Origin of the sequence: Vibrio sp. Vb1018 (assembly GCF_033338775.1) — a bacterium.
In the GTDB taxonomy this organism is placed as follows: domain Bacteria; phylum Pseudomonadota; class Gammaproteobacteria; order Enterobacterales; family Vibrionaceae; genus Vibrio; species Vibrio alginolyticus.
The window spans coordinates 1-11,980 of sequence record NZ_JAWOTI010000013.1 but is presented as its reverse complement, the minus strand read 5'-3'; the positions used below and the strand labels follow the sequence as shown (position 1 = coordinate 11,980).

Sequence of the window (11,980 nt, the reverse complement as noted above, 5' to 3'; positions counted from 1 at the left end):
ATGTCAGTAGTATTTAGTATTTATCAATGTGCCGAAATCAATCTTAAAAACAGTATGATGTACAAATTTCGTTGTGTGCGCACTTTTTATAATGTGACTTGGTCACTTATTCCGTTCAAATAGTACCGAATTTGACGTTTATGTACAGGATGAATGTATCACCGTGAGTCTGAATTCACTGGATTCTTGGTCAAGCGCTGTATTGGCTGTGAGCTAATGCGCCATCTGTATCGCTATTTTGTACTAAGAAAATTTTTCCAATTGTTTTTGATACTTTTTCTCGAGAGCTTCATTGCCTGCTGCACGTTCAAGTTGAATCATGAGTTGCAAAGAGGGCTTCTTCACGCCATACATTTGATTGAATCTCATTAATCGAATTCTAGCTTCAGTATAATCACCGCTATCAATTTCTATTTTAGCGAGTTGCAAAATCGATTTTGGTCTATGGGGATCATGATCGATGGCTCTAGTAAAGTAGTATCTCGCTTTGTCTTTATCTTGTGATTTTAGAGCACAAAAAGCTGCATTCTCATAGCTCGCTGGAATAAGGTAGTAATAAGGCTGCTCAATGGCTCGATTAAACATCTGATCGGCTTTTTCGAAGTCACCTCGCTTGCAAAGAAAAGTACCGTAGTTATTGAGCACATTTCCGTTTTTAGTGTGTTGGCGTAGAGAGCGTTTATACATCTGTTCGGCCTTAATATCTTCACCAACCGTTTCGTAGTAGTGAGCCATAGATAATTGCGCGCGATAGTATTGAGGTGCGTGGTTTAAGGCTTGTTGTAAGTTATCATGCGCGCGAATCATGTTACCGCCGTCTAAATAACCTAGGCCAAGTGCGATACGTGATTCTGCCATTGCCACAGGATCGGCTTTAACGACAGGGCTTCCATCTTCTTTCACCGTCACGCAACCCACGAGTGCAAACTGAGACAATAATATTAGTGCACCGAGCTTTGCTGTTTTCATTCTTTATCCCTACATCCCTGAATCTTTCTGCATGATATGAATTACTTAGCAAAAGCCTATTGAGGAAAAAACACTATGCGATCAGGTTTGCAAACTGTTATGAAAAAGCCGCCATATGGCGGCTTGGTTCACATATTACATTTCGGTAATGATGAGTGCTTTGTTTGCTTATTTTGAAGCTAATCGTCTTTAGTGAAAGCATCTTCACTGAAGTGATCGAGGTCGTACGGTGTTTGCTGATAAACACAGTAGTTCAGCCAGTTTAAAAAGAGGAGGTGTCCATGGCTTCTCCAGCTTGCAATTGGTGGGTTATCTGGGTTGTTGTTTGGGTAATAGTTGACAGGAATAGCGGGCTCCATACCTTCGCTTAAATCTCGGATATATTCATTATGTAAGGTGTGAGAATCATACTCAGGGTGTCCTGTGACAAAGACATTGCGTTTGTCTTTTGTGGTGGCTAAGTACACACCTGCGACATCCGATGTCGCTAAAATGTCTAAGTCAGTATGCTCTTCTAGAAAGTGAGGCGAAAAATCTGCGTAACGCGAGTGAGGAGCCAAAAACGTGTCATCAAATCCGCGTAAGATAGGGTGAAATTGATGATGGATTTGATGATGATACACGCCTGAAAGTTTTTCTTTACGCGTTTTTTTAGGTAGATCGTAGAGTAGCTTTAACCCTGCTTGCGCAGCCCAGCAAACATAAAGAGTAGATGTCACATGATCTTTTGCCCACTCCATGATGGTTTTGAGATGATCCCAATAAATGACATCTTCAAATTGCACCAAACCTAATGGAGCCCCAGTAATGATCATGCCATCGAAGTTTTTATCTCGCACCATTTCAAATTGGCGATAAAACGTGTCTAAATGTTCAGTTGGCGTATTTTTACTCGGGCGGTTATCAATGCGCAGTAATTCGACGTTAACCTGTAGTGGGCTGTTTGAGAGTAGACGCAGAAACTGAGTTTCAGTCTCTATTTTTTTTGGCATCAGATTAAGGATCAGCACTCTTAAAGGACGTATTTCCTGACTCGCTGCACGCGTTTCACTCATCACGAAGATGTTTTCTGTCCTTAATACATCGGTAGCTGGTAATTGATCTGGAATTCTAATTGGCACGACTTTCTCTCCCTAAGTATAGTCAATCTAGACGTCTATACTTCTAAAGCTAACTTAATTAAGTTTAGATGTCGATACGAAATCCGACTTTTCAATCTACTCTTTACATTATGGTAAACCGTACTCGGGGTTGTCACACAATTGTGACTAAAGCAGAGTTTCTGATGAGATAGGTTTGAAACGCAGTGTGTACTATTTGCTGGTAATTATGCGATCACGTTAATATGTGAAGGTGACTTCGTAGTAAGGAAGTCTCAAATTAATGAGCCATACTAAAAACAATCAGCTCACCATTTTGCATTAATGTGCATATTTGGAAACATCGTCAGTGGAGGACATTATGTTCGGTATTTTCAAGAGAAAGACAAAGATTCAGAGCATCGCTCAAGAAGTTCCTTGCGTGCTACTGCATTCGTTTGGTGATAAAGACATTTATACGCCGGAAGAGATTGATCAAGTTCTTCAAAAGCTGGGTTATGATAAGAGCAAGGATGTGAGTCATTATCAGTATGCGTATGGAATGTTTGCCGATGAAGCCTCTTACGAGCTCCTAGAACTAACGGATGAGCTAGGTAATTATGGTCATTTCCAACGTGAAGTAGGTAAGATGCTACTCAATACACCTGAGCCGATTGATATGCATATCTACTTTGAAATTTCTCGTCAGCACCAAAACGTCAGCCTTTCACCTGGTCATCAAAAAGTAAGCGAAAGTGATGGTGTGTAAACATCGTTAGTGGTATTCCATCGTGAGATGAGTTGGGTATAATGCGCGGCCTAATTATCCGGACATGTTGTCGGTTACATTTCTGTTGAGCGTTAATGCCTTATGTTCAAAATGCTTGTCTCTATGCCACCAATGTTGGCGCTGTCGATAGCGATTGTATGTGAAGTGATTGCCACTTCTTATATTCCCAAAACAGAGCAATTTACGAAAGTAATGCCGAGCACAGTCGTTTTGATTGGTTACGGCATCGCTTTCTTCTTGCTTTCCGTCACAGTGCAAACAATGCCTGTCGGGGTTGTTTATGCCATATGGAGTGGTGCTGGGATCGTTTTGGTTGCGACGGTTGGTTACTTTGTTTACGGACAGCGTCTAGACTTACCAGCCCTAGTTGGTATTGGGTTTATTATCGCTGGTGTGTTGATCGTAAATTTATTATCCAAAACAGTAGGGTACGAATAACGCCACTCTACTTGTTAAGTGAATAAGAAGCCGCAGCGAGAAATTGCTGCGGCTTTTTAGTGCAAATTCAATCGCTAATGGCGAGTATTGATATGATGTCTTATTGTTGCATTCATCACGGTCGCATTATGTGATTGAAAAACAGGCATTATTTAGCGCATTGAAAATACAAAGTTATGTTTCTTCAAACTTTAGGAAAGGGCAGTAGATAAATCACTCCGATAGATGTTAACGTGGCGACTCATCTTTACTGCTTTTTCATTCCCTACATATTTCTGCAAAGTTCTTATTGTGTAGTGTGTCGAAGAACCATAGAATCCGCGCGCTTTAATTTATGTTATTAGCGTTATCAATGATAAAAGTGCAGTCCATTATCATTGTTTTTATCACTTATAGATGGGCACATCTGACAATACTTACATGAACAAATACAAAAAGCCTGCATTCAAGGCCGAATTTCTTTTGCCTCGTTACTGGGGAACGTTAATTATCATTAGCGTGATGTACTTACTTAGCCTCCTTCCTTTTAAAGTTCAACTAGCTTTGGGACGCAACATTGGTCGTTTAGCTATGCGACTCATGAGAAAACGTCAAGTTACGATCAGACGCAATCTTGAGCTTTGCTTCCCTCATATGGAAGAATGCCAACGCGAAGCAATTCTAAAAGACAACATCGACAATACTGGCATCGCACTTTTTGAGACCGCAATGGCATGGTTTTGGTCAGATAAACGGGTAAACAAACACGTCACGATAAAAGGCATGGAGCATCTAGAGGCTTTAGAGAAGTCAGGCAAAGGTGCATTAATGTTGGCCGTACACTCAATGAATCTAGAGTTAGGTGCTCGAGCTTTTGGCATTAAAAAGTCTGGAACCGGTGTTTATCGCCCAAACAATAATCCGTGCTTTGATTATTTTCAGTATAAGGGACGCTCTCGCTCTAATCGTACACTGATTGATCGTAAAAACGTCAAAGCCATGCTTGAAGCACTTAAAACGGGTGAGCGGGTTTGGTATGCACCGGACCACGATTATGGTAACCGACGCTCGACATTTGCACCGTTATTTGCCGTTAAAAATGCTTGTACTACGACAGGCACAAGTTTGTTGGTTGATTCTACAGATTGCGCCATTGTGCCTTTTACGATGGTAAGAGGAAAAGACGGACACTATACCCTAACCATTAGTGCGCCCGTCGAAGGTTTCCCGAAAGAGGATCATCAACGCGCCGCCGCATTCGTGAATCAAATAGTTGAAACATCAATCATGGCAAGTCCGAGCCAGTATATGTGGCTTCATCGTCGGTTTAAAACTAGACCAGAGGGTGAGGACTGTTTGTACAAGCCTAGGCTCATCCCTAGCTTGGCATAACACATAGAGAGCCTAAAAAAAGCCCAAGGAACGTACGAACCTTGGGCTTTTACTTTCTATTCTTTTCGCTTTATAAGTAGCGATCTTTTAGGTGAGCTTGAAAGTGTTTAGCATTCAGTGTTTCACCCGTGGCTTGTTTTACCAACTCATCAGTGGTGAATAAGCTACCTTTACTCCAGATGTTTTCCGAGAGCCAATTGAATATCGGAGCTAAGTCGCCAGAACGAATAACCGCATCTACATCGACGGTTTGTTTCATCGCTGCCATAAATTGTGCAGCGTACATCGCACCGAGCGTGTAGGACGGGAAATAGCCAAAACTTCCGTCTGTCTGGCGAATACTGATACTTGATTTTAGAGGGTTTTATCATATATTGATAAGGAGTTCTATATGCGGTAGGTATAAGGATATGCATTTTGCCCACGACTCTAAATAGGTTGTCTCAATTAACATATATAGAATCATATGTTAAAAATACTCAAAAAATTTAACCTATCGCCCTAAAGCAGTTAACTTGCTAGTACATTTCTTGGTAGAAATGTTTCAGCCTTGGGGCTGAAACGAAGGTAGACAATATAATTTATGAATTTAATGATAAATTGAAATCGATTCCTAAGCTACAGCTACCAGTCCACTAAACCTTATTCCTATTACATCGATAATCATGCGACACAAAATGCCGCAGTCTCCATTATGCTAAGATCAAATAATTAAAAAACATAATGTTAAGTGATCATGATTCTAATTGATGCATATGACTGTCTTAGGTAGTATGGCATGTAGAGGCTGATGATGGAATGGTTGTGAATGCCTCTCCGTATTACTAAATGTGCCTGTGATGTGAGCATGGGTTTAGTCGTAGACACAAATTTGTAATCTTCTGCTCTAGATGCAGATCTATAAAAAATTATAACTAACTCAAGAATCGTTAAATACACATGGCTAGACGCGCAAGTACCCAGGAAACACTTGCTTTGGCATTTGAGTTGCTAAAGCGTATACCTAAGTCACGTCAGGTGACTGCGAGTGAACTTCATGAGCAACTTTATAATGTAGGGATTGAAAGAGATATCAGAAGTATCCAACGCAATTTAGAAATGTTGTGTGACCATTTTGATATTATCAGAGATGAACGAACTAAACCTTATGGTTACTCTTGGAAGAAAGAGAGCAACGGTTTCTCACTTCCCCGCTTAACTCCGCAAGAATCATTGTTACTTAGTTTATCTGAAGATTATCTATCCAATTTATTACCTGCAAATGTCGTATCGTCGTTAAATGGCTTCTTCCAGGAAGCAAAGTACAACCTCCATCCCTCTGGATCTCACAATAAAGAGCGAGATTGGTTGAAAAAGGTCAGAGTGGTAAGTGAAACACAGCCACTGTTACCTCCGAAGATCGATTCAGAAGTATTTAAAAATGTCAGTGAAGCGTTGTATCAAGACCGACTGCTACATTTGAAATATCATAATGCTAAACAGGAGCAGCGTTCAGCTATGGTCATGCCACTTGGTCTTGCTCAACAGGGGCCAAGGCTTTATCTGGTTTGCCGATTTGATGGATATGACAACGAGCGTAGCTTGGCATTACATCGAATACAAAGAGCTTCTATATCAACCTTCACCTTTGATCGACCAAAGGACTTTAAACTAAGTCAATATGATGCTGATGGGCGTTTTGGTTTTGGTGAGGGTAAGAAAATTCAGATAAATTTCCGTATAGATAAAGATGCAGGATATCACTTATTAGAAACGCCTTTATCAAAAGATCAGTGTATTACAGAGCGAGAAGATTGTTTTGAAATAACCGCTACCGTTATTGACTCTTTACAGTTGCAAATGTGGCTAAGGGGATTTGGTAGTCGAGTAAGTAATATTGTAAAAACACCGTAAACAGAGTAAAGGGATAAGATAATGTTTTTGAATAGATTAAGTTTAAAAGAAAAAGAGGCCTTTTTAAGGCTCGCACATCATGTTGCGCATGCAGATAATCAGGTTTCGAAAGAAGAAGATCTTGTAATTACCAAGTATTGTATGGAGATGCAGATGGATGATGTATCTTATGATGTTACTAGCTTTGATCTTGGAGAAACCTTGAACTGCTTCGAGTCTGACGGTAATCGTAAAATCGCCTTGTTAGAAATTATGGCACTAATTTATGCTGACAATATACTATCAGTTGAAGAACAATCATTAATAGATCAAATGATTGAGCACTTCGAGTTAAACCCAAACTTAGCAATCGTATATCGTGAATGGGCTAAAAGCATATTGTCTTTATTCGTACAAGGGGAGGCATTGATCCACTTATGAGTTATCCTTGCACAAAATGTGGTCTATGTTGCAAAAATATAAAGAGCGTTATAGCACTACACGAGTACCACTCTGGTGACGGTGTATGTAAATTTTATGTTGAAAGTGAAGGTTGTTCTATTTATGAGCAAAGACCCATTTATTGTAGGATTGATGAAGGATATAAAGAATTATTTTCAAAGGTGATTACTTTAAAAGAATATTATAAGAAAAATGCAGAGGTTTGTAATCAGCTTCAAGAAGAAAACAAATTAGACGTTTATTACAGAGTGAATTTATAAGTATGGATATTAATACACTAATTCAGTTGGTTCCTGAATCGGAAAGAAACATTAAAAGATTGAGATTTATCAAGCAATCATCTAATACACCGAGAATAGCAGTATTCGGTAAGTATAACCACGGAAAGAGCACTCTTTTGAATGCCATAATTGGTCACGAAGTTTTTAAAGCCGCGGATAAAAGAGAGACTGTTAAAAATAGCGAGTTTGAACATAATGGTGTGATATGGATTGATACCCCTGGATTAGATGCAGATGTGCATCAAAATGATGATAAAGCAGCAATGAAAGGAGCTTTTGATGTGGCTGATTATATTTTTCTAGTACATCAGGTCACTGCTGGTGAACTAGATAAAAAGGAACTACAAATTTTTAATCAGTTGGCAAAGCAAGATAAAAATTATAGACAGAAAATGTGTATTGTCCTTACTCAAGTAGATCAGAAGTCTGCCGATGATTTAAATCAGATTCGCAACAAAATAGAAAACCAGCTCCTAAAGTCAATTGAACTTAAAGATCTAGCTATGATAGCTGTATCTGCTGCACGTCATTTAAAAGGCATCAAAGAAAATAAATTAATCTTTTGTGAAAGAAGCGGAATGGATCAACTTTTTTGTCTGATAAGCGAAATTAAAGAAAATATAAATACCTTAAGAGTTAAGGAAATAGAAAGACTAAAAAGAAAGCTAAGTTTGGAAATTGATACAAAGAAAAAACAAATCCAAGATGAATTAAATCAGGCAAAGTATATCTACAATAAAAATATTACTAATTTCGAAAAAGATATCAGAAAGTTCGCTACAGAAGTATCATTAAGAGGATAGAAATATGGCAATTCCATGGATTATTGGTGGTATAGTGGCTGCGGCAGCTACGGCAGTAGTTGCTGCTGTGTCGGATGATAGTGAAGAAAGAGAGAGAGAAGCTAGGAGAGCAGCGAGAAGTGAGAAAGAACGCCTAGACCAAGAGGCTAAAGAAAAGCTTGAGCGTGCCAAAGTAGAAGAAGCACTTAGAAAGCAGCAACAAAAGAAAAAAAATCAAAAAGATTTTGCTGTCAGAAAAGCTGCTCAAATCATAGAAGCTCATCGTGTTAATGGGATATCTGCAAGCAAACTGGCTTCAATAGCAATTGAGAGTCAAGATGAACTGTTACATACGGCGAAATCTGCTTTTGTTTCCTCCAAAACTGCAAAAGATAAACAGTTTGAAATTGAAAATTTAAAAAATCAATTGATTAAATTAGAAAAATTTGATTCTGCGCTTGATAAGGGAGAATTAGATTTTGAGTGATTCTCTATTTGTCGCTTTAGATAGATTTGAATCAGATTATAGTGATATATCTGATAAAGAAGATTTATTAATTCAGTATAAATCTGAACTGCAAAAAAATCTGAGCAAGGTTCTAAATGCAAAATATAAAAACATTAACAACAAGAGTTTATTATATAGATTAGCTGAAGATCTTAAAAATTCTGTTGAATCAAGCATCAGATCTTGGGATATCAAGCTTGAAGAATCTCTCCCAATGAAAGCCTTATCTGATGAATATACTGACCGTATTATTTTGTTGGTGTATGGAAAGGTAAATGCTGGTAAAAGCTCATTCTGTAACTTTTTAGCAAAGCAGTTTTCTAACGACCAGATTAAATATTTTGTATTTAAAAATGGAAGTGTTAATTATTTTGAAGGTGAGTTTTCTGAGGGTGTTACTGAAACCACTGCTCAGATTCAAGGTGTAGAGCTTGGCAATAATTTAGTACTACTCGACTCTCCTGGGTTACATTCAGTCGTTGATGAAAATGGAGATCTTACACGAAGGTTTACTGATAGCGCTGATGCAGTTTTATGGCTCTCTCCTTCTAGTTCACCAGGGCAAGTTCAAGAGCTTGAAGAGTTGCGAGTAGAGTTAGAAAAGTTAAAACCATTACAACCAGTTCTCACTAGATCCGATGAGATTGAAGAAGATTATTGTGAAGAAATTGACGATATAATAGGCATTCTTAAAAATAAGTCTAAATCACGAAGAAAGGCTCAAGAGAATGATGTTTTTCAGAGGGTAAATGATCTTAATTTGAAAGTGGAAGTAAGTCAGCCAATTTCTATTTCTGTTCATGCATACGAAAAGTATCGTGATATTGATAATGCAATGAAAGAATCTGGATTAGAAAAGTTGTTAGTGAGGTTGGTTGAAATAGTAGAAGAAGCAAAAGATTACAAAGTTAACAAGGCCAATAAGCAGGTGGTAAACTTTTTAGAACATTCTGTATTGGGTCCTCTTAACGAAAACGTTGTTCCTATTATCGACGATCTAATTCAACAAACTAATAAAGCCATATCTTCCTTGAAGAGTAAACAGGAAAGTATGACCGCGACAATTGTAAGTAATGTGATATGTGAAGTTCCATTAATCGTGGAAAAACACGTAGCAACCAATAATAAATCAGCGATTAGCAATGATATTAACTCAGTGATTGAGTTTCAAGTTAATCAAGCACTAGAACAATCGTTATCCCAATATGTAAGTAAGATTAGGAAAAATACTAGCAAACTTTCGGGGAACTCAATTGGAGAGTTCGAAGATGTGACGATAGATATTGTCCAAACCAAGGGAAGCGTTAAAAAGAGTCTCGTTTCTAGTGCGGGAGGCATTAGTGGTGCAGCGGGTGGCGCTTATATTGGTTCGCTAATTATGCCTGGAGTTGGAACTGCGATTGGTGGTGTAATCGGAGGTTTAGTTGGAGGATATGCAGGTGATTCAGCAGGAGAGTATTTTGTTGAAACTGAAACCATAAAAGAAAAGGTAGGTGTGTCAACTGATAAAATGATCGTTAAGATTACTAAAACAATAGAAAAAATACTACCAAGCGATATTTCAATGGCATTTGAAGACGTGAATAGCTCTATATCTGAAATTCGGAGTCTGGCGAACAATGTAAAAAATGACATTGATAGATTTGATTCCGAAGTAAATGAAATTAAGGGTAAGTAATGAGTAATGCGATTAACCTCATCAATGATAATATTCAATCATCTAGACCTATTCTTTCACGTTATCGTTTAGAAAGTGAGATTTATGATGTGAATAAAGAAATTCAAAGTAGAATCCAAGAACAAGCTCCGCAGATTATGTTATTTGGAGCTTACAATGCTGGAAAAAGTACTTTGATCAATACATTACTGGGAGTTGAAAAAGCTAACGTAGATGACATTCCTACTACTGACTCTGTTGATAGTTATAATTGGGATGGTTTTAGACTTATTGATACCCCAGGAGTCAATGCTCCTATTGAGCATGAAGAAACGACAGCTGAGCAAATTAAACGTACGAGTGTCATGCTTTTTGTAATTAGAGAAGGAGATCTAGATTCTAAAGATCTATATCAGCGCTTGTTCGAATTACTTAATCAAAATAAGCATATATTTATTGTTTTAAATCATCAGCTCACTAATTTGGAAGACAAAGCTAACGCTCACAGAAAAATTATACAAATTTTGAGCGAACTTTCAGTTAGTTATGGTGTTAGTTTAGATGATGTAAGTAAAATTCATGTATATCCAATGAATGTTAAATCAGCTCTCAAAGGACGACTATCAAAAAATGAAAAGTTAATTGAACATTCGGGTTACTATGATTTTATAAAAGCGTTTAGAACTTGGTTATCTGATTATGATTCAGAAATAAACTTTCTCGATGATGTTAAATCTTTAGTAAAACATCTATGGTACGAGCCAGTTGTAGCCCTGCTAGAGGCAACGAACACGAGTGATGGCAATGAACGGTTAAAAGTATTTAGTGACGATTTACAAATGTTAACGTCAACCAAAAGCAGTACTGAGGTAATGGCTCGAAATTATATTTCAAATCAAGTTAAAATGTTGAAGCCAGATGTTAGCTCAATTCTTCAGCGTTGCGATGATCAGATTGAGCTTGATAGTGAACTCCAGCGATTGCTTACTCCGCTCTACACTGATGTTGAGAACTGGTTAGCGAATAAACTTGGTGATATCAATGGTCAACTTTCAGCCGATGTAACTTACCATTTTGAGAAAGAGAATCATGATAACTCAAACGCTGCTTTTGATTCTATAATCACTCAAGCGCGTCAGGTGATTGGAGACGAGACGAATATAAAAGACTTATTGTTATTAGGTAGAAAGTTTAAGATTCCTGGTCTCAAGGGGCGTTGGGAAAAAACTTTGGGTAAATGGGCAGGTAAAGGAGCTATAGCCGTTCAAGTTGTCTCTTTTCTTTGGGATACCTACCGTGCTCATGATGAACAAGAGAAACAGAATCAGGCCCAACGGCAGCAAGCTGTGGAGCTATATCAAGCTGTTGATCAAATTTGTGGTACTGTTGTTCAGGAACTATCTACATCTGTGACGGAAATAGTAGATACTGTATTGAGTGCTCAGATTTCATCGTTGAATAGCAAAATATCTGTTCTATCAGAAGAAATGGACTTAATGGGGAGGGATAAGCAACTTATTAAGCAACATATACTTGAGTTAGACTCAGTTACAATCTGATTTGTGAGCATTTAACTTTTTAGTTACTGACAATAGAATATGTAAAGTGTCATTAATATGAAACTGAGTATAATTCTGTGTAACGGTCTTGGGTACACATAATCAGTAAGTCTATCTTCGAACATAATAATAAGGTGTACTAATTCAGACCTGATCTGACAGTTACCCATTTTTGACTCGGTGCCTGTCAGATTATATCTGGGCTAGATTCT

The 11,980-nt window shown here is 38.0% G+C and carries 12 protein-coding genes and 1 pseudogene; 10 read left to right on the top strand and 3 right to left on the bottom strand.

Features of this window, described 5'->3' with window-relative positions; all coding sequences use genetic code 11:
* Positions 1 to 243: 243 nt before the first annotated feature.
* A complete protein-coding gene (gene pilW, locus R7Z10_RS14430) occupies positions 244 to 969 on the bottom strand; it encodes a type IV pilus biogenesis/stability protein PilW (protein WP_017820928.1) in 726 nt (241 codons plus the stop codon).
* A 179-nt stretch (positions 970 to 1,148) separates the two neighbouring features.
* Positions 1,149 to 2,090 carry a homoserine O-succinyltransferase gene (gene metA, locus R7Z10_RS14425; RefSeq protein ID WP_005377792.1) on the bottom strand — a complete coding sequence of 314 codons (942 nt, stop codon included), beginning with the start codon at positions 2,088 to 2,090 and terminating at the stop codon, positions 1,149 to 1,151.
* A gap of 340 nt (positions 2,091 to 2,430) precedes the next feature.
* Between metA and R7Z10_RS14420 the strand changes: the two genes are divergently transcribed.
* The 3 genes from R7Z10_RS14420 (at position 2,431) to R7Z10_RS14410 (ending at position 4,647) form a co-directional block, all read left to right on the top strand.
* The gene (locus R7Z10_RS14420) at positions 2,431 to 2,817 is read left to right on the top strand and encodes a DUF6559 family protein (RefSeq protein ID WP_042522536.1); all 387 of its coding nucleotides are present in this window, start codon (positions 2,431 to 2,433) and stop codon (positions 2,815 to 2,817) included.
* A gap of 102 nt (positions 2,818 to 2,919) precedes the next feature.
* Positions 2,920 to 3,276 carry a multidrug efflux SMR transporter gene (locus R7Z10_RS14415; protein ID WP_033905208.1) on the top strand — a complete coding sequence of 119 codons (357 nt, stop codon included), beginning with the start codon at positions 2,920 to 2,922 and terminating at the stop codon, positions 3,274 to 3,276.
* 420 nt (positions 3,277 to 3,696) lie between these two features.
* Positions 3,697 to 4,647 carry an LpxL/LpxP family Kdo(2)-lipid IV(A) lauroyl/palmitoleoyl acyltransferase gene (locus R7Z10_RS14410; protein WP_064369089.1) on the top strand — a complete coding sequence of 317 codons (951 nt, stop codon included), beginning with the start codon at positions 3,697 to 3,699 and terminating at the stop codon, positions 4,645 to 4,647.
* Between the two features lie 70 nt (positions 4,648 to 4,717).
* On the opposite strand, the pseudogene R7Z10_RS14405 reads toward R7Z10_RS14410, so the two are convergent.
* A pseudogene (locus tag R7Z10_RS14405) lies at positions 4,718 to 4,978 on the bottom strand (carboxypeptidase M32); the annotation flags it as partial.
* 608 nt (positions 4,979 to 5,586) lie between these two features.
* On the opposite strand from R7Z10_RS14405, the gene R7Z10_RS14400 reads away from it, so the two are divergent.
* From R7Z10_RS14400 to R7Z10_RS14370, 7 genes are read left to right on the top strand one after another with little or no spacing between them, the layout of a single operon-like run.
* Entirely contained in the window at positions 5,587 to 6,540 is a 954-nt protein-coding gene (locus tag R7Z10_RS14400) for a WYL domain-containing protein (RefSeq protein ID WP_318105136.1), read from the top strand.
* 21 nt (positions 6,541 to 6,561) lie between these two features.
* Complete coding sequence (locus tag R7Z10_RS14395) at positions 6,562 to 6,960, top strand: TerB family tellurite resistance protein (protein ID WP_318105134.1); 399 nt, start codon at positions 6,562 to 6,564, stop codon at positions 6,958 to 6,960.
* Entirely contained in the window at positions 6,957 to 7,241 is a 285-nt protein-coding gene (locus R7Z10_RS14390; RefSeq protein ID WP_318105131.1) for a YkgJ family cysteine cluster protein, read from the top strand. Before R7Z10_RS14395 ends, R7Z10_RS14390 begins: the two co-directional genes overlap by 4 nt.
* Positions 7,242 to 7,243: 2 nt before the next feature.
* Complete coding sequence (locus R7Z10_RS14385; RefSeq protein ID WP_318105129.1) at positions 7,244 to 8,065, top strand: GTPase; 822 nt, start codon at positions 7,244 to 7,246, stop codon at positions 8,063 to 8,065.
* A 4-nt stretch (positions 8,066 to 8,069) separates the two neighbouring features.
* Positions 8,070 to 8,531, top strand: coding sequence for a hypothetical protein (locus R7Z10_RS14380; RefSeq protein ID WP_318105127.1), 462 nt, complete (start codon positions 8,070 to 8,072; stop codon positions 8,529 to 8,531).
* A complete protein-coding gene (locus R7Z10_RS14375) occupies positions 8,524 to 10,230 on the top strand; it encodes a GTPase (RefSeq protein ID WP_318105125.1) in 1,707 nt (568 codons plus the stop codon). The genes R7Z10_RS14380 and R7Z10_RS14375 overlap by 8 nt, the downstream gene beginning before the upstream one ends.
* On the top strand, positions 10,230 to 11,768 hold the full coding sequence (locus R7Z10_RS14370) for a GTPase (RefSeq protein ID WP_318105123.1): 1,539 nt from the start codon (positions 10,230 to 10,232) through the stop codon (positions 11,766 to 11,768). The genes R7Z10_RS14375 and R7Z10_RS14370 overlap by 1 nt, the downstream gene beginning before the upstream one ends.
* Positions 11,769 to 11,980 lie beyond the last annotated feature (212 nt).

What these genes read in the sequence shown, in the direction of transcription:
- pilW (WP_017820928.1), bottom strand. Translation starts at nt 969, where the DNA reads ATGAAAACAGCAAAGCTCGGTGCACTAATATTATTGTCTCAGTTTGCA.
- R7Z10_RS14420 (WP_042522536.1), top strand. Translation starts at nt 2,431, where the DNA reads ATGTTCGGTATTTTCAAGAGAAAGACAAAGATTCAGAGCATCGCTCAA.
- R7Z10_RS14415 (WP_033905208.1), top strand. Translation starts at nt 2,920, where the DNA reads ATGTTCAAAATGCTTGTCTCTATGCCACCAATGTTGGCGCTGTCGATA.
- R7Z10_RS14410 (WP_064369089.1), top strand. Translation starts at nt 3,697, where the DNA reads ATGAACAAATACAAAAAGCCTGCATTCAAGGCCGAATTTCTTTTGCCT.
- R7Z10_RS14400 (WP_318105136.1), top strand. Translation starts at nt 5,587, where the DNA reads ATGGCTAGACGCGCAAGTACCCAGGAAACACTTGCTTTGGCATTTGAG.
- R7Z10_RS14395 (WP_318105134.1), top strand. Translation starts at nt 6,562, where the DNA reads ATGTTTTTGAATAGATTAAGTTTAAAAGAAAAAGAGGCCTTTTTAAGG.
- R7Z10_RS14390 (WP_318105131.1), top strand. Translation starts at nt 6,957, where the DNA reads ATGAGTTATCCTTGCACAAAATGTGGTCTATGTTGCAAAAATATAAAG.
- R7Z10_RS14385 (WP_318105129.1), top strand. Translation starts at nt 7,244, where the DNA reads ATGGATATTAATACACTAATTCAGTTGGTTCCTGAATCGGAAAGAAAC.
- R7Z10_RS14380 (WP_318105127.1), top strand. Translation starts at nt 8,070, where the DNA reads ATGGCAATTCCATGGATTATTGGTGGTATAGTGGCTGCGGCAGCTACG.
- R7Z10_RS14370 (WP_318105123.1), top strand. Translation starts at nt 10,230, where the DNA reads ATGAGTAATGCGATTAACCTCATCAATGATAATATTCAATCATCTAGA.